This window comes from Robertmurraya sp., from assembly GCF_036676585.1.
Lineage (GTDB): Bacteria > Bacillota > Bacilli > Bacillales > Cytobacillaceae > Robertmurraya_A.
Map to the genome: position 1 here is coordinate 1 of NZ_JAKFCQ010000155.1, position 21,138 is coordinate 21,138.

Annotated in this window: 21 protein-coding genes; 17 read left to right on the forward strand and 4 right to left on the reverse strand. The window is 36.7% G+C overall.

What is annotated here, in order from left to right; all coding sequences use genetic code 11:
- The 4 genes from ACGLXV_RS19400 to ACGLXV_RS19415 form a co-directional block, all read left to right on the forward strand.
- On the forward strand, positions 1-460 hold a 460-nt coding region (locus ACGLXV_RS19400), incomplete at its 5' end, for an aldose epimerase family protein (protein WP_483880587.1).
- 153 nt (positions 461-613) lie between these two features.
- Positions 614-1,591 (forward strand): bile acid:sodium symporter family protein, encoded by a 978-nt coding sequence (locus ACGLXV_RS19405; RefSeq protein ID WP_391559965.1) that lies wholly within the window; start codon positions 614-616, stop codon positions 1,589-1,591.
- Positions 1,592-1,745: 154 nt separating this feature from the next.
- Positions 1,746-2,174, forward strand: a complete 429-nt coding sequence (locus tag ACGLXV_RS19410; protein WP_119706827.1) for a VOC family protein — start codon at positions 1,746-1,748, stop codon at positions 2,172-2,174.
- 237 nt (positions 2,175-2,411) lie between these two features.
- The gene (locus ACGLXV_RS19415) at positions 2,412-3,659 is read left to right on the forward strand and encodes an MFS transporter (protein ID WP_391559966.1); all 1,248 of its coding nucleotides are present in this window, start codon (positions 2,412-2,414) and stop codon (positions 3,657-3,659) included.
- Between the two features lie 47 nt (positions 3,660-3,706).
- On the opposite strand, the gene ACGLXV_RS19420 is transcribed toward ACGLXV_RS19415, so the two are convergent.
- Together ACGLXV_RS19420 and ACGLXV_RS19425 are read right to left on the reverse strand one after the other, a co-directional pair.
- Entirely contained in the window at positions 3,707-4,006 is a 300-nt protein-coding gene (locus ACGLXV_RS19420) for a hypothetical protein (protein ID WP_119706829.1), read from the reverse strand.
- 124 nt (positions 4,007-4,130) lie between these two features.
- Positions 4,131-4,859, reverse strand: a complete 729-nt coding sequence (locus ACGLXV_RS19425; RefSeq protein ID WP_391559967.1) for a GntR family transcriptional regulator — start codon at positions 4,857-4,859, stop codon at positions 4,131-4,133.
- Between the two features lie 357 nt (positions 4,860-5,216).
- Here ACGLXV_RS19425 and ACGLXV_RS19430 point away from each other — a divergent pair, with 357 nt between their 5' ends.
- The 6 genes from ACGLXV_RS19430 (at position 5,217) to zupT (ending at position 12,823) form a co-directional block, all read left to right on the forward strand.
- Positions 5,217-6,230: an SIS domain-containing protein gene (locus tag ACGLXV_RS19430; RefSeq protein WP_391559968.1), complete on the forward strand. Its 1,014-nt coding sequence runs from the start codon at positions 5,217-5,219 to the stop codon at positions 6,228-6,230.
- 55 nt (positions 6,231-6,285) lie between these two features.
- Positions 6,286-7,143 carry a PfkB family carbohydrate kinase gene (locus tag ACGLXV_RS19435; RefSeq protein WP_391559969.1) on the forward strand — a complete coding sequence of 286 codons (858 nt, stop codon included), beginning with the start codon at positions 6,286-6,288 and terminating at the stop codon, positions 7,141-7,143.
- Between the two features lie 77 nt (positions 7,144-7,220).
- Complete coding sequence (locus ACGLXV_RS19440) at positions 7,221-8,705, forward strand: Na+/H+ antiporter NhaC family protein (protein ID WP_391559970.1); 1,485 nt, start codon at positions 7,221-7,223, stop codon at positions 8,703-8,705.
- Positions 8,706-8,756: 51 nt separating this feature from the next.
- The gene (locus tag ACGLXV_RS19445) at positions 8,757-9,134 is read left to right on the forward strand and encodes a VOC family protein (protein WP_391559971.1); all 378 of its coding nucleotides are present in this window, start codon (positions 8,757-8,759) and stop codon (positions 9,132-9,134) included.
- 249 nt (positions 9,135-9,383) lie between these two features.
- On the forward strand, positions 9,384-11,756 hold the full coding sequence (locus ACGLXV_RS19450; protein WP_391559972.1) for a polyprenyl synthetase family protein: 2,373 nt from the start codon (positions 9,384-9,386) through the stop codon (positions 11,754-11,756).
- Between the two features lie 266 nt (positions 11,757-12,022).
- Positions 12,023-12,823 (forward strand): zinc transporter ZupT, encoded by an 801-nt coding sequence (zupT, locus tag ACGLXV_RS19455; RefSeq protein ID WP_119706831.1) that lies wholly within the window; start codon positions 12,023-12,025, stop codon positions 12,821-12,823.
- A gap of 55 nt (positions 12,824-12,878) precedes the next feature.
- Here the strand turns inward: zupT and ACGLXV_RS19460 are convergent, their stop codons facing one another.
- On the reverse strand, positions 12,879-13,304 hold the full coding sequence (locus ACGLXV_RS19460; RefSeq protein WP_119706840.1) for an organic hydroperoxide resistance protein: 426 nt from the start codon (positions 13,302-13,304) through the stop codon (positions 12,879-12,881).
- A gap of 210 nt (positions 13,305-13,514) precedes the next feature.
- On the opposite strand from ACGLXV_RS19460, the gene ACGLXV_RS19465 reads away from it, so the two are divergent.
- Positions 13,515-13,964, forward strand: a complete 450-nt coding sequence (locus ACGLXV_RS19465; RefSeq protein WP_391559973.1) for a MarR family winged helix-turn-helix transcriptional regulator — start codon at positions 13,515-13,517, stop codon at positions 13,962-13,964.
- Positions 13,965-14,124: 160 nt separating this feature from the next.
- Positions 14,125-14,613 (forward strand): YhcN/YlaJ family sporulation lipoprotein, encoded by a 489-nt coding sequence (locus ACGLXV_RS19470; protein WP_119706842.1) that lies wholly within the window; start codon positions 14,125-14,127, stop codon positions 14,611-14,613.
- Positions 14,614-14,658: 45 nt separating this feature from the next.
- On the opposite strand, the gene ACGLXV_RS19475 is transcribed toward ACGLXV_RS19470, so the two are convergent.
- Positions 14,659-15,576 carry an aldo/keto reductase gene (locus ACGLXV_RS19475; protein WP_391559974.1) on the reverse strand — a complete coding sequence of 306 codons (918 nt, stop codon included), beginning with the start codon at positions 15,574-15,576 and terminating at the stop codon, positions 14,659-14,661.
- 905 nt (positions 15,577-16,481) lie between these two features.
- Here ACGLXV_RS19475 and ACGLXV_RS19480 point away from each other — a divergent pair.
- From ACGLXV_RS19480 to ACGLXV_RS19500, 5 genes are all read left to right on the forward strand, one after another.
- On the forward strand, positions 16,482-17,054 hold the full coding sequence (locus ACGLXV_RS19480; protein ID WP_391559975.1) for a bifunctional transcriptional activator/DNA repair enzyme AdaA: 573 nt from the start codon (positions 16,482-16,484) through the stop codon (positions 17,052-17,054).
- Entirely contained in the window at positions 17,051-17,956 is a 906-nt protein-coding gene (locus ACGLXV_RS19485) for a DNA-3-methyladenine glycosylase family protein (RefSeq protein WP_391559976.1), read from the forward strand. The genes ACGLXV_RS19480 and ACGLXV_RS19485 overlap by 4 nt, the downstream gene beginning before the upstream one ends.
- Positions 17,949-18,437, forward strand: coding sequence for a methylated-DNA--[protein]-cysteine S-methyltransferase (locus tag ACGLXV_RS19490; RefSeq protein ID WP_391559977.1), 489 nt, complete (start codon positions 17,949-17,951; stop codon positions 18,435-18,437). The genes ACGLXV_RS19485 and ACGLXV_RS19490 overlap by 8 nt, the downstream gene beginning before the upstream one ends.
- A 271-nt stretch (positions 18,438-18,708) precedes the next feature.
- Complete coding sequence (locus ACGLXV_RS19495; RefSeq protein WP_391559978.1) at positions 18,709-20,181, forward strand: M81 family metallopeptidase; 1,473 nt, start codon at positions 18,709-18,711, stop codon at positions 20,179-20,181.
- A gap of 74 nt (positions 20,182-20,255) precedes the next feature.
- Complete coding sequence (locus ACGLXV_RS19500) at positions 20,256-21,128, forward strand: Cof-type HAD-IIB family hydrolase (protein WP_391559979.1); 873 nt, start codon at positions 20,256-20,258, stop codon at positions 21,126-21,128.
- Positions 21,129-21,138 lie beyond the last annotated feature (10 nt).

The following is a 21,138-nucleotide window of genomic DNA, read 5'->3' on the forward strand; positions in this document are numbered from 1 at the left end:
ATTGAAGATGAAGAGTGATCATTTTCTTGAATTAAATGAAGGTTTGATTCCAACAGGTGAAATGATACATGTAGATCATACGGTTTTTGATTTTCGTGAGGGTAGGAGGATTCAAGAAGGAGTCGTTTCGGAGCATCCTCAAAACGTACTTGTTGGCAATGGCTATGATCATCCCTTCATGTTAACAAGTAACCAATCAGAACCAATCGAATTATACGATGAGGAAAGTGGTCGTCTACTAGTTGTTGAAACGAATCAACCGGCCGTTGTGCTCTATACTGGGACGCAGCTAGGTAACGATTATGAGATACGTGGTAGAAAGTCACAGAAATACTTGGGTTTGTGTTTGGAGACACAAGGAGTTCCTGATGCCATTCATCATTCACACTTTCCGAGTACGGTAGTAGATAAGGGCCAGGTGTACCGTTCGGAAACAAAATGGTCGTTTAGAATAAAATAATTTTTTATAAAAAAAGTGAGAGCCATTAAGCATGTAAAGGCTCTCATTTTTTTGTTATAAAATTTTACTAAAAAAATTTGTCAAAAAATATTACAAAATTATAAATGTTTGGAGTATAATGAAAACTATATTTTTCACAGGGGGTATACATCTATGAAAGCATTAGAAAAAGCAGGAATATTTGCAGGAAATACCTTTGCTTATTGGGTACTACTATTTGCAGGGTTGGCATTATTATTTCCAACAGGTTTTACTTGGATTGGTCCTCATATCCCTTTATTATTGGGAGTTATCATGTTTGGAATGGGTATGACGTTATCGGTAAATGACTTTAAAGAGGTTTTCAGACATCCGAAATCAGTATTTATCGGTGTATTGGCACAGTATTTAATTATGCCTTTACTAGCATTTGCACTGGCATATGGACTCGGTTTATCTCCTGAAGTTGCTGTAGGTGTTATTCTTGTGGGAGCTTGTCCTGGGGGAACATCTTCTAACGTTATGACTTATTTAGCAAGAGGAAACACGGCCTTATCTGTATCGATTACATCTGTTTCAACTTTATTAGCACCGATTTTAACTCCGGCCATCACACTTTTATTGGCAAGCAAATGGTTACCGGTGTCACTTAGCGCTATGTTCATATCTGTTGTTAAAATCGTTCTTGTACCGATTATTTTAGGACTGATTGTGAAAACTTTGTTCCGCACTCAGGTTGAAAAAAGTGTAAAAGCTCTTCCGTTAGTTTCTGTTATCGGAATCGTAGCCATTGTGGCAGCGGTTGTTAGCGGAAGCAAAGAGAAGATTCTTGAAAGTGGTTTATTGATTTTAGCAGTAGTTATCTTACACAATGCACTAGGGTATCTATTAGGTTTCCTAGCAGCTAAAGTGTTAAAAATGGATTACAGTGATCAAAAAGCGATTTCCATTGAAGTCGGAATGCAAAACTCTGGACTTGCTGCGGCATTGGCTGCTGCACACTTCTCTCCACTTGCAGCAGTACCAGGAGCCATCTTCAGCGTATGGCACAATGTATCAGGCTCACTCCTTGCAAATTATTGGGGGAAGAAAGCTGAAAAAGCGAGTAATGATCAAAATGCCACTGGAGACTCAGTAGAAATACAAAAATAGAATGAAACCCGTACGCTTTAAAAAGTGTACGGGTTTTTTATTTGATAAAAATGGAAATTCTAGTGATAGAAAATATTGCACTATTAGATATATTCTGGTATTCTAATGTAGAACGTGTGTTCTGTTAAATAAAATAAAACAAAAGAGGTGTCCTATGATTTTAGGAATTCATCCGTATTTAGTGTTGAATGGAAATGGGCAAGAAGCGGTAAAGTTTTATGAAGAGGCAATAGATGCAAAGGTTGTTTCTCTTCAGACGTTTGGGGATATGCCAGACAATCCGGAATACCCTACTCCTCCTGAAGCAAAAGACCGAGTGTTAAATGCGCATTTAAAGATAGGAAATTCTGATCTCATGCTTTCCGATACATTCCCAGGACAGCCTTATCCGATTGGATCTCAAGTAACAATCGCAATAATAATTAATAGTGTTGAAAAAACAAAAGCAGTTTTTGAGAAATTACAAGATGGCGGAGAGGTATTAATGCCACTACAAGAAACATTCTGGAGTCCAGCTTATGGGCAAGTTACAGATAAATTCAATATGACTTGGCAGGTTTCAACAGAGATTAAAAATGATTAATAAAATGATGATTACTTACATTATTAGTAATAAGAAATGGTGAAAGGGTGAACAGGGACGATGAATAACTAATCATATTTAGAAAACTGGTTTTGACTTAATAATAAACTTGTTTCTAGATAGGATTAGTATGGCCTTTTGTTAACCAAACTGAACTTGAAGATACCATTAGGTGTTTTCTTTCTCATTTTAGTTACCAAAAAAGTCTCCTATCTAGAAGTGGATGGGAGACTTTTTATGTCGGAAATAACCACAAATCAAAAGTTAGGTATAGGGGATTTATTTCAAAACCGAGTGATTCGAACGATTCTACTCTCGGTCTTGTTCCTTCAAGTGGGAATATGGGTTAGAAATTACTCGATCCTCTTATATGTCATTGAAATGACAAATGAAAATCCAATAGCAGTATCCTTGATCTCAGTGGCTGAATTTGCACCGATTTTTCTTTTTTCATTTATTGGTGGTACATTCGCAGATCGTTGGCGTCCAAAGAGAACGATGGTTTGGTGTGATGTGTTAAGTGCTGTATCTGTGTTTGCGGTCTTACTGACTCTATTTTTCGGAAGCTGGAAAATGATTTTCTTTGCTACACTTGTATCATCAATCCTGTCACAATTTTCACAGCCTGCGGGTATGAAGTTGTTTAAGTTGCATGTTCCTACTGAGTTGGTTCAGATGGGGATGTCGATGTATCAAACGGTGTTTGCACTATTTATGATTCTTGGTCCAATCCTTGGAACATATGTGTATCAGCAATTTGGTATTCTTGCGGCAGTTGGGGTTATGGGAGTGGCCTTTTTATGCTCGGCAGCTATTCTTTTGATGCTTCCAGCAGATCCAACACCAGAAGAGGAAAGGCCGAACACATCATTAATGCATGAGATGAAAGAAGGATTTGGTTACGTATTTAAAAGTAAGCCACTAACCTTGTTGGGCGGATGTTTTGCAGCTGCAGGCCTTGCAATAGGATTAACTCAGCCACTGGGAGTCTTTATTATTACTGAAAGATTAGGATTACCAAAGGAAGATCTGCAGTGGCTCATGACTGCATTTGGAGCTGGTATGATTATTGGAGGGGGCATCACTGTAGCACTTTCTAGGAAGGTACAACCACAAATGCTATTAGCAATGGGGATGGCAGCAAGTGCCATCGGTTTTCTTGGCTTAGGATTATCAACAGAGTTATGGCTTACCTTGGCTGCTCAATTTTTTGCGGGGTTATTTATGCCATGTATCCATATTGGAATAAATACGATGATTTTACAAAATACAGAAGAAGCATTTATCGGTCGAGTCAACGGTATATTAAATCCTCTATTTATGGGGGCCATGGTCATCACTATGTCCGCCTCTGGGTGGCTGAAAACTCATCTTTCTATTGTCTATATGTATGAAATGTCGGCACTTCTACTTTTGGTGGGGATTCTAACTCTATTGCCTATAATGAAAAAAGAAACGGTCAGTCATGTTGTAAAAGAACAATAAATCAAATTATTAGAAGAGCCCTAAGACAATTCTTAGGGCTTTTCCCATCAACTTAAATATGAAAAGTTAATCCTCGGCTCAGATACGATAACAAGTTGTCCATCTTTTTCCTCGAGACCTAACCGGAATGTGTTTGGGTTTCCTGGTATGGTAATATCAACAAATTCAGGTGTGTCATTGTTTTTATCCAATTTAAACTCTACATAGGTGTGCGTACCAACATGAAAACGCCGAAGTATTTTTTGATGCTTGGCTTCACAAAAAATGGCTTCGTGTAAATTTACGCTAGTAAGCTCCTTCCCTATTAAAGAGCGTAACCGTTCTAAACAATCTGCCTTACTAATCATTTTCTTCTTTCCTTTCACTTGAAAGCTATAAATATTTTAACGTAGTTCTCAGTTTCTAGATATATTAGCAATTTAAGTATGGGAAGTAAAAAGTACATAGGCTAATTAACTGTTTGGTAAAAGGTTAATCTAAAGACAGTTCAGAGTAATAGTTTACAACGTCTGATCGGGTTTTTAAAATAGAAAAGTCAATATTTCGCCCTGATCTGTCTGCAGTAACTTCTTCAAGTAGGAGGCAAGGACTTTCACTTTGAATTTTTAATAACTTGCTCTCTTCTTCATTGCTATATGCAACGCGCATATGCTGTTTTGTTTTGACTAAGTCGATATTAAATTCTTCTCTGAGTATTTTATATATAGAAACGTTATCCTTTAGAAATTGTTCGATTTTGGGACAAAAGATATAAGGGATATGAGTTGTTTGTATGGAAATCGGAATACCATCAGCAAACCGTAACCTTTTAATAACAATAATCTCTTCATTTGAAGAGATATTTAATTTCGAAGCAATTAGTGGATTTGCTTCTTCTCTACAAACTTTCAACATTTTTGTCGCTGGGACAATCCCTTGATCTAATAACACATTTGTAAAACTATTAAAAGTAATAAAATCCAGTTGAATTCTAGTATTTGTTACAAAGGTTCCAGACCCAACGATCCTTTCAACAAATCCTTCTCTTTCTAAGAGAGATAGAGCTTGTCTTGCAGTAGCTCTGCTAACATTATATTGTTTGGTAAGATCCCGTTCGGAAGGGATCTTTGTCCCAAAATTTAAACGTCCACTTTGTATTTCCTTCATAAAAAAATTCTTCAATTGAATATAAACGGGAGTTTCGGCTTTACGGTCTATCATTTGATTTCACTCCATTTGAAGCTAAGGTGTTATTATGATATCAGCAATTTATAGCTTGAAGCAATTAATAAAGCTAAAAAAGACTTTTGTTACGAGGGAATATTTTGTAATAAAGAAAGTGTGTAAGAATATCTAGCAAATTACTTTAAGGCTCAGATATTTCTGCTATATTTGTTTCTAACAAACATATTTTAATTTTAGCTTATTACTTACAAAATGGTACGGTCCATTTCACATCTAGGAGAAGAAAATTCATTTACCAACTCCAAACAAATGGAACGTACCGTTTGCTTGGAGTTGGTAAATGGTATATACCATTTATTGATATTTGATTAAAAAATCAGGAGGGTGATTTAATTGTTGAATTTTAATGAAGAAAATTTTCTGTCGGTTACAATTGGTGCTGTCAATTTAAGGAGCAAAATAGAGGAGGTTGCTAAAGAAGTTACTATAGAAGATTTTGAAAATATCTTTTTAATCGGTTCAGGTGGAACAATTGCTCTTATGTATCCTTTAGAATATCTCTTAAAAACCAAATCAAAAATTCCAGTTTATACTGAGATTGCTGCGGAATTTATTCTTATGCAGCATGAGCGGTTTAATGAAAAATCATTAGTGATTTTGGCTTCCTTATCCGGTACGACAGAAGAAACTGTTAATGCAGCAAGGTTTGCTCGAGAAAAAGGAGCGACAACCATAGGCTTAGTAGGAGATGCTTCTACACCTCTTGCTACATATAGTACACATGTTTTAGAGAATGCAGCAGCAAATGATACATTATGCGAATCTATGCATATCCAACTGTATCAGTTAATTACTTGTTTAATGAATCTACGTGGTGAATTTCCACAATACAATCAGTTTGTGGAAGAACTGAAAAATTTACCTTATGCTCTAATTTCCGTTAAAGAGGCAACGGAGAACAAAGCTGATCAGTTTGCTCAAAAGTATAGGGATGAAACATATCACATGGTAGTTGGTTCGGGAAACCTATGGGGAGAAGCTTATTTATACGCAATGTGTGTGTTAGAGGAAATGCAATGGATAAAATCAAAATCTATTCATGCAGCTGAGTTTTTCCATGGAACCATCGAGTTAGTTGAAGAAGATACGAGTGTGATCTTATTTAAGGGAGAAGACAAAACACGTCCATTAATGGATAGGGTAGAGAATTTCGTCAATAGATATACAAAAAACGTAACAATCTTTGATACAAAGGATTATCCACTTGAAGGTATTAGTAATGAATTTAGAGAATACCTTTCACCTATTATTATTGCAACAGCTGTAGAGAGATTAAGTATTCACTTAGAGCAAAAACGCAATCATTCTCTAGAAATCAGAAGATACTACAGAGTGGTAGAGTATTAAGAATAGAGTGCTGCAATTGCAGCACTTTAATTTTAAAACAAAAGGAGGCAGAAATATGAGAGTAATTGGGTTAGGAGATAATGTGGTTGATAAATATATTTACAGTAAAAAAATGTTTCCTGGAGGAAATTGTGTGAACTTTGCTGCTCATGCTAGAAATATCGGTATATCCTCTGCCTATATGGGGGTATTCGGCAGCGGTCAAGAAGGTAACTTTGTAAAAGACATCTTATCTGATTTAGGAATTGACCTTTCACATTCTACTCAATATGAGGGTGAAAATGGTATCACAGAGGTTGATTTAGTAAATGGAGACCGTGTACTTTTAAGCTGGAATAACGGTGGAATTTCGAAAGAGTATCCAATCAATTTGAATTTAAAGGATTTAGAATACCTAAATCAATTCAATTTGATCCATTCTAGTTGTTATTCTCCTTTGAGTGTAATGGAGTTAAAAAAATTAAGGAGTTTAAAAACATTATTGAGCTTCGATTTTGCTGAAGAGGAAATTTATAGAGAGGAAAATTATTTGAAAAGTGTTTGTGAAAATATTGACTTTGCACAATTCTCAGGTTCGCATATGCCAGAGAAAGAAATTGATAGTCTAGTAGAAAAAGTATCTAGTTATGGAGTAAGTTATATAATGATTACTCAAGGAATAAAAGGATCCACTTTTTATGATGGGAGTATGTACTATAAAGGTAGAGCCGAATTGATTGACCCAATCGATACTATGGGATGCGGTGATGCGTATATTACTGCATTTCTAATACATCTTCTTCAAAATGGTTGGTCAAAGCAAAATAAACCTAGCCCGAATACAATCCAAGAAGGATTACAATTAGCTGCTAGATATGCTGCTCAAAACTGCCTCGTAGAAGGAGGTTTTGGTTATGGAAAAGTGTATGCTTAGAGAGAAAATGAAGGTGAACAAATGAGTATTGTTTAAGTGAAGAAAACTGAAAATTCAGAGATAAGTAGGAGGATAAAATGAAAAAAGTAGATAAGTATACCTACCTTATACTTTTGGTTGTATTTATTGTGATTGGTTTTGGTGCACCTTCATCTGCAGAAAATTTTGGAGTATGGTCACTCATTCCTCCTGTCGTTATGTTTGGTTTTATTATGATTACACAAAAAGTACTTGAAGGTTTTATATGGGGGGGCCTCTTAGCAGTTTTTCTAAAGTATAGAGGAGATACTATAGTTACATATAATGAAAAAATCATTGAACAAGTGACTAATCCAGACAATCTATGGCTTATGCTCGTGCTGTTATTAATAGGCTCTATCGCTGCTATTTTAGAACAAAGTGGATTATCAAAGCAATTCGGATTATGGGCAAGCAGCAAAGCGAAAGACAGTAAAATGGCATTAATCATAAACTATGTAACTGGTGTGTTTTTATCATTCGATCTTTATTTAAGTGCATCTACTGTAGGAACCTGTATTACTCCTGTTAATGATAAATACAAAATCCCTCGTGAAAAAACAGCAATGATTACTTTAGCTCCTGCAATTTCATTAACTCATCTTTATCCAATAGGGACAGGAGCAATCTTTATTTCCGGTTTACTAGTTGTAAATGGCTATGCGTCAACAGGTGAAGGAATTGCAAGTTTTATGAAAATCGTTCCCCTGTTATTTTTTCCAATTGCATTTCTCATAATAACTTTTCTAAATGTTATCGGCTTGATACCTAATTTAGGGGCCATGAGAAAAGTATATCAAGCAACAAATGAAATAGCAGTTGCTAATGAAGTAATGCAACCAATGACAGCAACTGGTGAAACCTTACCTACACCTATGAAAACAAACCAGGAATCCAATTTAGACGAAGATTCTCCACCTAAAAAGTCACCGCATTTAATTAATTTTTTTCTTCCAATTCTTATATTTATTGCTTCTACCATCTATTTTGGATCCAATACCCAGTTAGGTGCATTTTTAACAATTTTAGCGACAGGAGTTCTATTTATTGTACAAGGGATTTTTACCCCTGAAAAATACATTAATGCAACCCTCGATGGTATGAAGAATATGTTAGAGCTAGTGGCAATTATGGCAACAGCATTTGTTCTTGCTAATTCAATTACAGAAATTGGTTTCACTGAATATGTTATTGGACTAGTTTCTGCTCTGGTAATTCCTAAACTCTTACCAATAATGATTTTTACTATCTTTTCAGTTACAGAGTTTCTAGTGACACTTAATTGGAGCCTATACATTATGGCTATACCTATTTTGCTAGAAATATCGCAAGCAGTAGGGGCAAATACGCCGTTAACTATTGCAGCATTAATATCTGCAGGGTTGTGGGGGGCAACAACTTGTATTACATCAGATATAGGACTTCTCACAGCTTACTCTACAAAGGTAAAAGTATATGACCATTTTAAAACCAAGCTCCCATATTGCATACTAGCTTGGATACTTTCTGCAATTGCATACTTAGTAGGTGGTTTGTTTTTCTAAAACATGAAAATAAAGCTGATGATTTTCTATGAAAATGGATGGGGTGGTTAGATGAAAAGGGCACTGTTTACTGGCATACCAGGTGTATTTGTACCTGTATTAGACTTAGGAAAATCTGCCGAGTGGTATAAGAATGTACTAGGATTAGAGGAATTTAAAAGGAGTGATATTACAGTAGAGTTTAAGGTGAATGATGGGGATCCAGTATTAATACTTTTTCATGCAAATAGTCATGTTCCCGTAAAATTCCCTTCAAATCGGCATATAGAGGGTAACTACTTCATATTCAAAACATCCGATGTTGAAGCAACACATAACATACTTGTAAAACAAAAAGTACCAGTATCAGATATTATGTTGTTTGAGGGAGTTCAGAAGTATTTCTTTTTTGAAGATATTGACGGAAATAAACTTTCCGTAGAGGATTAATAGAAAAATACAATTTCAATTAATACAGGTGAACGCTGCCGTATACATATACTATGATAAAATATATGTGTATTGCAGTCTTTTTTTTGTGATTTGGCAATATGATTCTCTTTTGTTCCGTGCTTTAAATAAACTACCTTCTAATCAATAATTTACAATTTAAAATTACACCACAAAAATCGGAATAATCATATCAATTTTACGATATTAAATACATATAGAAGATCATTAGTAGAGGGAATGTGTAGAATGACTGATGAATTAATAATAAATGCAGAGGCCTGTTACCAGCAGGCTGAAGAAAAGGCAGAACAATATTTTCAAACACTCTATAATGAGGTAGTAAAAAAATCGTATGCGAAAGCCTTAATGGAAGATATTCATTCGTGGAAACACAATCATATTCGTCATCATTCCATCCTATCCTTGTTCTCTAATCGAGAGAAACGTGCAAGTTCAAAAGGGTATCAAAGTTACCTTCAATGGCTAGACCATACAGGTAAATTGGATAACTACTTGGACCGGAGTATTTCTTACCTTTATATGCGCGATCTCGGAAAATCATTGAACTCACCTGAGACACAGGCTAGTATTAGCCGCACAGTTCATAGTTGGAAGAAAAGTATTCTTGTAAATGGAGAAAATCAAAATGATCTATTAGGAATGGCTGGTTTGTACCGGAAGGCTCAAGAGGAAGGTATTGAGTTAACCATGATCTGGTTAATTGGCAAGTTGAAGACTGTTTCAGAGAATATTCCAGAGGGAATGGACGCGGAACATGCCCAAAGGAAGCTGATCAAAATTATTGCTGGTGTCCTCATGCATGTTCTTGAAGAGATGGATGACAAGCTATCTTTTGAAGAGAGGTCTAAAAAGTTGGATGAAGCGATCAGACTAGGGTATTGCTATGGTTTAACGTATCCGTTTATCGACGACCTTCTCGATGCGAAGTTGTTGTCGGATGAAGAGACCAAGTGGTATACGAATTTGATTCGTACGACACTAACAACAGGGACTGTGCCTAAACTAGGAGTGTGGGCAGGGAAGAACGAACCTTTAATTCGTTTTATCCATCAAGAATTGGGGGCTGCTTTTGAATATATTAAAGCTCATCAACGACCTGAATCTCTGACATTGTTTTTCGAGCAATCGTATGTTTTTTTCCAATCTCAAGAAGTAGATAGGCAGAGGGATTTATCTCATTCCGCTTATACAAATGAAGATTTATATGTACCAGTCATTTTAAAATCATCATCGTCACGATTAATTGCTCGGTCAGTCCTTGATGCTCATCAAGATGAAGGATTTTCGGATCGAACGTTCTATTATGGTATATATAATCAGTTAGCGGATGATTTTGCAGATATGTTTGATGATATGAAGGATGGTGCGGTCACTCCTTATACCTATTATATGAAGTATAATGGTGTGCGAAATGATTTAATCAATCCTTTTGAAATGTACTGGACCGTTATCTACTACCTTATACATAAGGTCTTTCAGTCTGATAAGAAAACATGCGAGGTAATTTTGGATCGTGCCATCAATGGCTTAAAACGTTTTAAAGAAAAAATGGGAATTAAGAAGTACAATGAAGTTATGGAGATGTTTGCAACAGATCATTCAATGTTTAATCGTCTCATACAGAAGATGGTTAGAAAAGCGGATGATGTGGATTTCTTTGATAAATTACTTCGAGATCACATCATTACGACACTAAGAAACGAGAGGAAAGAGCAAGAGGAATTTTTAAATACCATTGACGAATTCCGTAATGAAATCAACAGCATCTTACCTATAGCTCATAACAAAGATGTAGCTGTGTCGAATCAATCCATTATTGAAGCAGCTAATTACAGCCTTGAAGGCGATGGGAAACGGCTGCGGTCGATAATGGCTTGGGTGATGGGGGTACAGGGATTCGATTTAAATAAGGAATCCATCCTTCCTTTATTAAAATCATTGGAATATTTGCATACTGCTTCTCTCATTTTCGATGATCTTCCCTCTCAAGACAATTCAGATACTCGAAGAGGGCGGCCAACCCTTCACCATGTATATGATATCGCTGTAGCTGAAATAACGGGTTTATTTTTAACACAGAGAGCGATTGAAGAGCAAGCATCTCTAGGTTCCTATGAACCCCAAACGGTGTTAAAGCTTATACATTACTCAGCACAAATGACAGGGATTATGTGTCAGGGACAGGCGATGGACCTTGGATCGAAAGGGAAGAAATTAAGCATAGACCAACTGAATCATATGAGTATGTATAAAACGGGATTAGCGTTTGAAGCATCCCTCATTATGCCAGCCATTCTTGCGGAGGCAAGCGAAACTGAAATTCAAGCTTTGAAAAAATACGCTCATCATGCCGGCATTGCCTTTCAAATAAAGGATGATCTCCTTGATGTAGAAGGAGATGTGAACCTGCTCGGAAAGCCTACAGGTCAAGATACGGGTAACAATAATTCCACATTTGTCTCTATCCTAGGGAAAGATGGTGCTAAAAGGGAAATGTGGGAGCACTTCTGTCTCGCAACGGAAGCGTTGCAGGAGATTCCACGAAATATACCTTTTTTAAAGCATTTATTGAATTATATCGTGAACCGTGATCATTAATGATTCCTTATAAAGGGGTCATTTTTTTTTACCTATGAAAATATTGATTGCCCTACAGCTTGTAAAAATATATAATAAAAGTTGTATCAGGGAAACAAATGTTTACTGATGAAATTTTTAAAGTTTATGGCACATTTTTTATACACGCACATATCCTTTATAAAGATTAGTGAAATACCTATATTTTTTTTATGAAAAAGTTTGATTAAGGAAACTTATTGTCTTTGGTCCAAATAGCTTTAACCATAATTAAGGAGGATATTACAATGACGGAGAATCTGTTGTTGGCTTTTGGGTTAACTTTAATGGCAGGTCTTGCCACGGGGATTGGTAGTGTATTAGCGTTTTTTACCTCTACAACAAATACAAAGTTTCTTTCTGTTACTCTTGGTTTCTCGGCAGGTGTGATGATCTATGTTTCTATGATTGAGATTTTCATAAAAGCAAAGGATGCACTTGTAGGTTCTATGGGGAATGTGTTAGGTAACTGGATGACAGTGGCGGGTTTTTTCGGAGGGATGTTGTTAATTACATTAATTGATAAATTTATCCCCAAACAAGGAAATCCACATGAGTTGAAAAAAGTTGAGGATATGAACGATAAGCCGAACAATCAGGCCCTATTAAAAATGGGAACTTTTACAGCATTGGCGATTGCGATTCATAACTTTCCAGAGGGGATCGCGACATTTACTTCGGCTTTGCAGGACCCTGGTTTAGGGATTGCCATAGCGGTAGCCATCGCTATTCACAATATTCCTGAGGGGATTGCCGTTTCAGTGCCCGTATATTTTGCCACTGGTGATAAGAAAAAGGCATTTAAACTGTCATTTTTATCCGGACTATCAGAACCAGTTGGTGCGTTAGTTGCCTATTTGTTTTTGATGCCATTCTTAAACGATGTAATGTTTGGCATCATCTTTGCCGCTGTGGCAGGAATTATGGTATTTATTTCACTCGATGAATTATTACCTGCCGCGAAAAGATATGATGAAACTCATCTATCAATCTATGGGTTAATCGCTGGAATGGCTGTAATGGCACTCAGTTTGTTATTATTCATTTAAATGGATACGTAAAAAGGCTTTCGACAGTTGAGTCGAAAGCCTTTTTTTGTACCTATTATTCAACAATCTCTAAAGTCACTTCGATATTTCCTCTTGTTGCTTTTGAATACGGGCAAAAATGATGAGCTTTTTGAACTAAGTCTTCTAAAACAGCTCTTTCAATTCCAGTACCTTTTACTTGTAGTGTTACACCAAGCTTAAAGCCTTGGTCTGTTTCATCCTTTATAAGGCTAACGTTTGCTGTTACTTGTGATTCAAATTTAACACGTTCTGATCTTGCCATAAATTGAAGAGCTCCGTCAAAGCAGGCAGCGTATCCTGCAGCAAATAATTGTTCAGGATTTGTAGCACTTGGTAATGATTTAGCTCTTGGTGTGCCTGGCATTGCGATATCAAGATTAATGGCACCTTCAGGAGATTGAACTTTCCCTTCTCTACCTCCAACTGCAGTAACACTAGAAGTGAATAAAACGTTTGACATAAGTAATCATCCTTTTCGAATGTAATTTTTTTCTAATTTAAATTGTGCAAAACCAATTAACTTATGTGTTCATAATAATAGATGAATTATTAATTGTCAACAATTATATTGCGCAAAATTTAAATGTGGATTTGACGATAAGGAATGGGTACGATATGATTTTATAAAATTAATTTTATAATCAGTTTTTTAGAAGTTGAGGGATGAATTATGAAGTATGACGATGAACTTGTGAAACTAGAAGACCATTTATGTTTCTCTTTATATGCTTGTTCAAGAGCGATTTTTCGTTTATATCGTCCATTTTTGGACGAACTAAATTTAACCTATCCACAGTATCTGGTATTGCTCGTGTTATGGGAAAGGAAGCAAAGTACAGTGAAAGAATTAGGAGAGCTTCTAGGACTTGATTCTGGAACCTTAACTCCTATGCTAAAAAGAATGGAAGCAGCGGGTCTCGTCGTACGCAAAAGATCGGCGGAAGATGAGAGGGTTGTGATGATTACAATTACTGAGGAAGGAAATCTTCTTAAAGAGAAGGCTGTTTGTATCCCACGGTCACTTTTAGAATCAACAGGAATGACAGAGGAAGAAGTTATTACAATTAATAATGTGATAAAAAAACTACTTCAAAAGGTGAATACAGCTAGTATGAAATGAAAGATCTAACCGTTGAGGTTAGGAGAAAAATAATTAATTGTTCAAAAAGAAGGTCCTTCCGTTACGGTTGGACTTTTTGAATGTCACAGCCTCTCATCCTGAATATATCTATCATTTTTAGCCAACATATAGGTTGAAAGAATGATCAGGAGTGAGTGCTTTGAACAGATATATGTTGTTTTTAGTAGTAACGGTATTGTCATTTTTTCTATCTGGCTGTGGATTTAATAATCATGCGAATGAAACTGAGGATCAGCAAGCGCAAATAAGCCAAGCTAAGGCTAGAATCTTAAACGATGAAACAGAAAAGGTAGATCATACGATAAGGGTGTCACAACTAGCAGAACAATATGTCCAGAAATTAGAAGAAGTAGAACGGGCTAATGTTATTTACTCCAACAACAATGCCTATGTTGCGATTAAACCAAACCAATATAATAGTCTGTCAGAAGTTTTAAATCAAAAAATAGCTGATCAGGTACGAAAAGCAGATAATAAAATTCATAAAGTGTATGTATCTGTAAATCCAGACTTTTATACAACGATGACCTCCTATGCACATGATATAAGGTCCGGCAGGGACAAAGTAAGTTTATATCGAGATTTTTCTAATACCGTTATGAACTTTTTTGGGATCGAAAGTGAATAAAAAAACACACTCGTCCTTGTAGTGCGAGTGTGTTTGTCTAGAGTTTTATGGAAGGATATTTCCTGCCGCACGATAAATGCTATACCATTCTTCACGAGTAAGGTGGACTTCGCTAGCTTGGATGCAATCCTGTAATCTATCTAGATTCGTTGTACCCACAACAGGTTGCATCTTTGCAGGATGACGTAAAATCCATGCAATCGCAATCGTTGTATTGCTTACATTATATTTTTCTGCAAGTTGATTAATTTGTTGATTCAACTCAGGGAATTTTTCATTTCCTAAGAAGGTTCCTTCAAAGAAACCGTATTGGAAGGGAGACCAAGGTTGAATCGTAATGTCATTTAGTCGACAGAAATCAAGAACGCTGCCATCACGGTTGATGGCTGACTCATTTTCCATATTCACGTTAATTCCACTAGAAATCATCGTGGCGTTTGTGATACTAAATTGTAGTTGGTTAGCTACAATAGGTTGCTTTACGTACTTTTTCAGAAGTTGAATTTGCATCGGATTTTGGTTAGACACACCGAAATGACGGACCTTGCCTGATGTTTCAAGGATATCAAAGGCTTCGGCTACTTCTTCAGGCTCCACCAAAGTATCCGGACGGTGTAGAAGAAGTGTATCCAGATAATCGGTTTTCAGGCGTTTTAAAATGCCGTCCACTGACTCTAATATGTATTCTTTAGAGAAATCAAACATCCCTTTTCTTATACCGCATTTGGATTGAAGGATCATTTTTTCACGAATATCATCATTCATGTTGATAGCATCTGCAAATATTTCTTCACAAGCACCACCACCATATATGTCCGCATGATCAAAGAAGTTAGCTCCTTCTTCTAATGCTGTTTTTATAAAGCGCTCAACCTCGGATTTTTCAAGTGCGCTTATTCTCATACAGCCAACTGCAACAACTGGTACCTCTAATGTGCTGTTTCCTAGTCTAATCGTTCTCAAGTATATTCCCTCCCAAGTGTACGATAGGATAATTGTTGAGTGAATAGTTCCTTATACTCCTATTATCAACTCATTAACCGATCATAAGCAAAATGTGCACGCTTTCACGAATGTGTACAAGCATATTTTGCCATACCCTTTGGTCTTATTCAACTATTAACTATGTTTGGGATGGATGTTGAGTCCGAAAGAAGTACTGATAAGGACAGGGACTGGATTAGGAAAGGAGGTTGAGTCCGAAAGCAGCCCTGATAAGGACAGGGACTCGATTAGGAAGAGAGTTCGAGTCCGAATGAAGCCCTGATAAGGACAGGGACTCGATTATGAAGAGAGTTCGAGTCCGAAAGAAGCCCTCATAAGGACAGGGACTCGATTAGGAAGAGAGTTTGAGTCCGAATGCAGCCCTGATAAGGACAGGGACTCGATTAGGAAGAGAGTTTGAGTCCGAATGCAGCCCTCATAGGGACAGGGACTCGATTATGAGGAGAGTTTGAGTCCGAATGCAGCCCTGATAGGGACAGGGACTCGATTAGGAAGAGAGTTCGAGTCCGAATGCAGCCCTCAAAAGGACAGGGACTCGATTATGAAGGTTGTCCGAGTCCAAATCAACCCCTTATTCGGACAGAAATATGAACTAGAAAGGCACCTGTGTCCAAATCATACCATCAAACGTGCATTAATTGGCCAATCAACCTTCATATCAAAAAAGATTCTCTTTTCATGAAAGAGAATCCATTATTAAACCACTTTTTTTGGGAAAATGATTTTAAAGCAAACAAGATCTTTATCAATTTTTACTTGTACGTCACCATAAGTGCAAGAATGAGGAGGAAGGAGGAACATCGTGTTGGTAAACTTGAGATATCGTTATGAACAAAAATGATTGCCTAGGAGGGATAATTTTTATGCGAGAAATCAATCTTTCTTTTGAAGAGATGTGGGAGAAAATTATTGCATGTGATCATACTTACGATGGACTGTTTTATACAGCAGTAAAAACAACAAAAATATACTGCAGACCCTCCTGTCGATCGAGAAAGCCCAAAAAATGCAATGTAGAATTTTACGATGACATGAAAAAAGTAGAACAGGCCGGCTTTCGTGCATGTAAAAGATGTAAGCCGGATGCACCTCTTTCTCCAAACGATGAACTAATAACGAAGGTAATCTCCTTCTTAGTTTCACATTATAAGGAACCATTACTACTTGATGATGTAGCTAATCACGTGGGAGTAAGTTCTTTCTATATTAATAGGTTATTCAAGAAGGAAACATCGGAAACTCCTAGGTCCTATCTGGAAAAAATACGAGTTGATAAAGCAGCACATCTTTTAAAATATACGGACCGATCAAATTTAGAAATTTGTTATGAGACAGGATTCCAGAGCTCATCAAATTTTTACAAAGTATTTCGAAATGTGAAGGCTTGTTCCCCTAGTGAATATCGTACAGCAAGTAAGGAGGAACAGGTTAGATGAAGTGGATCAATTACGAGTCACATCTTGAAATATTACCACCACAAGTATTTAGTTTTGCAGAGTGCCTGGTGTTTTTAGGACGATCTCAAGAAGAGGTTCTTCATCGACTTAATGATGGTTATTTATATAAATTGTTGCTCATTGAGGATGAAATGATTTTAGTTAAGATTTCTGAAGCTGAAGGCATTATAAAAGTTGAATTTCCGTTAGGTGCACCAAATATTAGCAAACGAATACAGGTAGTCACTCACATTGAGGAGTGGTTTGATCTCCATTCAGATTTAGAAGAATTTTATCAAATGGCAAATGAGGACCAACTTTTAAAGAGAATGGTAGAGAAATATTATGGGTTGCGAATGATAGGGATTCCTGACTTATTCGAGGCCCTTACTTGGGCGATTATGGGCCAACAAATCAATTTATCGTTCGCCTACTTACTTAAAAAACGTTTGGTTGAGAGTTACGGAAAGAGTCTAACTTTTGAAGGAGATACGTATTGGATATATCCTACATATGAGGTAATCGCAAATGTAAAGGTAGAGGATTTAAGAAATCTTCAATTTACGACTAGGAAAGCGGAATATATCATAGGAATTGCAAAGATGATGGTAAGCGGTGAAATGACAAAAGAAAGATTGAAAAAACAGGAGTATCATGAACTTCACACCCAGTTAATGAAGATCCGGGGAGTAGGGGCATGGACTGCGAATTATGTGATGATGAAATGCTTTCACCAATACTCTTCGTTTCCGATTGCAGACGTAGGACTTCATAATGCATTAAAGCTCCAATTAGGACTAGAGAATAAACCAACGATTCATGATATTAGGGCAATCGCGACAAATTGGGAAGGTTGGCAATCGTATGCGACTTTCTATTTATGGAGGTCTCTTTATGATTAATAGATATATAATCGATTATCTGTCACCAATAGGAGTAGTAGAAATTATCGGATCAATGAATGAGATTTATTCCATCATGTTCGTAGACCGGGAAGAGATTCAAAATACGATTCAAGAGGAAACACCGAAAGTATTGAAAGAATGTTTGAATCAAATCGATGAATATTTTAAGGGAAAACGTCAAGTATTCACCTTTCCTTATAAATTAGATGGAACAAATTTTCAGCAAACTGTGTGGAAGGCATTAGTCAGTATTCCGTTTGGTGAAACAGGAACTTATAAGGAGCTAGCTATTAGGATTGACAATGAAAAAGCAATTAGAGCAGTTGGTCATGCAAATGGTAGAAACAAGCTCAGTATTGTCATCCCATGCCATAGAATCATTGGGTCTAGTGGGCAGCTTACAGGTTATGCGGGTGGATTGTGGCGGAAGGAATGGTTGCTTCAGCATGAACATGAAGTATTTTTGGGGAAAAATTAGTCGGAAGCTCTTATCACAAAGGTGATAGAGCTTTTTTTATAAAAAAATCTGACATTCAAATAGATATACCTTGGCAAAGAATCTTACAAGTACTTTGTAAGCCAATATTTATAGTAATAGAATGTCTATAAATCTCGAGGACTAGCATTGCAATAACTTGTAGTTATAACTCACATAATTTATGCGTATTTGTTTTATGGCAAAAGGGTAAGTAAGATTGATTTATATTAAGGATTCAAAAAATTCAAAAATAAATTCTAGGAGGAATTGTATGAAAGTATTAATTGGATCATTTACTGCTGAATCGAATTCATGGAACCCGTTTTATGAGACGCTTGATCAGTTCGATATCGGGTATGATGACGTTGTTCTCAAATATATGTTTTGTGAGGATGTTTTTGAAGCAAATGGAATTGAAGCCATACCTACTATTTATGCAAATGGTGGAGCGAATGGATACATAGAAAAAGATGCATTTATGTTTATAGCGAATAAGATTATCGATACGGTCAGAGAAAGAAAAGATGAACTTGATGGCATCTTACTCTTTCTTCACGGTGCCAGTCATGTAGTGGACTTAGAAGAGGATGCGGGTGAGCTGTATATTCTTGAAAGAATACGTGAAATTGTTGGGTTTGATATGCCAATCGCAATTACGATGGATCCTCATGGAAATGTAACGGAACGGTATACTCAACTTGCAAATATTATTCGCTGCTATCGTCAATCACCACACTGGGATAGAGAAGAGTGTCATCATGATGTCGCCGAGTTATTTGTTAAACTACTAAAAAATCCAAGACCCCTAAAACCAGAATATGTTCGTGTTCCGATTTTAGTAGGAGGACAAAGAAGTGTGTCAGCGGATGAACCGATGTGCTGGATTAATGAGCTCTTAGATAAAACCGAAACACTTGAAGGAATTATGAGTGCTTCCTATCATATAGGGTACAGTCATGCGGATAGTGCACTATGTGGGGCTGGTGTGATTGTCGTTCCTGAAAGTGACGAGTATCAGGAGCTGGCAGCACAAAAAGCAAAGGAAATAGCAGATTTTGTAATGGAGAAAAGAGATGTATTTCATTTCACTGGGTATGCACTTGAACCAGACGAAGCGGTTGAGGAAGCTATTACCACCGACAAATGGCCAGTGTTTATGACAGATGCTGGTGATAATGCAACCGGTGGATCGTTTGCCTATAATACTCGTCTATTAAAAATGTTCCTTGCTCGAGAATTAAACAATAAAAAGGTTTTATTTGCAACGATTAACGACCCAAAAGCATGTGAAAAGTTAATGACACAGAAAATAGGTGATCAAGTCAGCTTTTCACTTGGAATGGCCATTGATGAGGAATCTCAGCCAGTTGATATTACTGGGGTGATAACTGCAATGGGAGATTTAAATACCTTCTACGCCTATCCTCATAAAATTGGAGATACCGTAACAGTGAAAATCGATGGGACAGAAATCTTTGTTGTCGTAGCCAACCATCTCACGGCTTTTCGAGAAATTCAACAGTTTGAAACAGCTGGCTTAGACTACAAGGATTACGACATTATCGTGGTAAAACAAGGCTATCTGTATACGGAGGAGCTAGAGCTAGCTGGAAGAGACATTATGGCATTAACCCCTGGAATTACCTTCCAGAATGTTGAAAAGCTAGAGTTTAAAAATCTCATTCGTCCGATGTATCCACATGATAAAGAATACTTCGATGCTTTAAATAAAGTACAGGTCTAATTCAAGTACCCATAGAAAGTTCGCGAGTGCGGGCTTTCTATTATTATATAAAACTTTTTAGAAGAGGTATCAATATGGTTAAATTAGTGGCGGTTGATTTAGATGGAACGCTTTTAGACAAGAAAGGGAATATTTCTACCTATACAACTTCGGTGATTAAGACGATACAGGAAAAAGGAATTGAGTTTGTTGTATGTACAGGAAGGGATTACAGTATGTCCCGGCAGCCTTTAATAGATGCGGGAATTTCCTGTGATTTTATTTGTGCAAGTGGTGCATCGACATACAAAGCTGATGGCAGTATCCATGAAGAGATTTACTTCACTCACGAGCTAGCCAATAGCATTAAAGAAAGCTTCGAAAAAAGAGATATTTATATGGAGCTTTTTACATCGGAAGGGAGAATGACAAACTTTACTCCCGAAAAGGCAAGTGAGTATCTCTTTGATGAATGGATGGAAACGCAAATTCATGGAAAGATCCTCCATGATAAAGAGGAATGTTTATATTTTGCTAATGTATTAATGGAAACGACGAAACAGGAAGTGAAACTTGAAGAAGTATTTTCCAAAGGTACTAGGATCTATAAAATATGTACGGCCAAAATGGATATTCCACTCATAACAGAGCTCAGAGAAGAACTATCAAAAATAAATGGGATTTCAGTAGAATTCTCCTATGCCTTTAATGCTGAAATTACTGTGTCAGGTGCTCAAAAAGGAGCAGCTGTCGCTCGCTATGCAAAAGCAAAAGGAATTGAAATGAACGAGGTCATGGTGATTGGTGATAGTGAAAATGACCGGTCAATGCTTACCGTGGACTTCGGATATACGGTTGCAATGGGGAATGCTAGTGAAAGTATTAAGGAGCTTGCTAAATTTATTACCACATCAAACGATGAAGATGGTGTAGCATGTGCAATTGAAAATTATGTACTGAAACCATGATCGGGGAGTG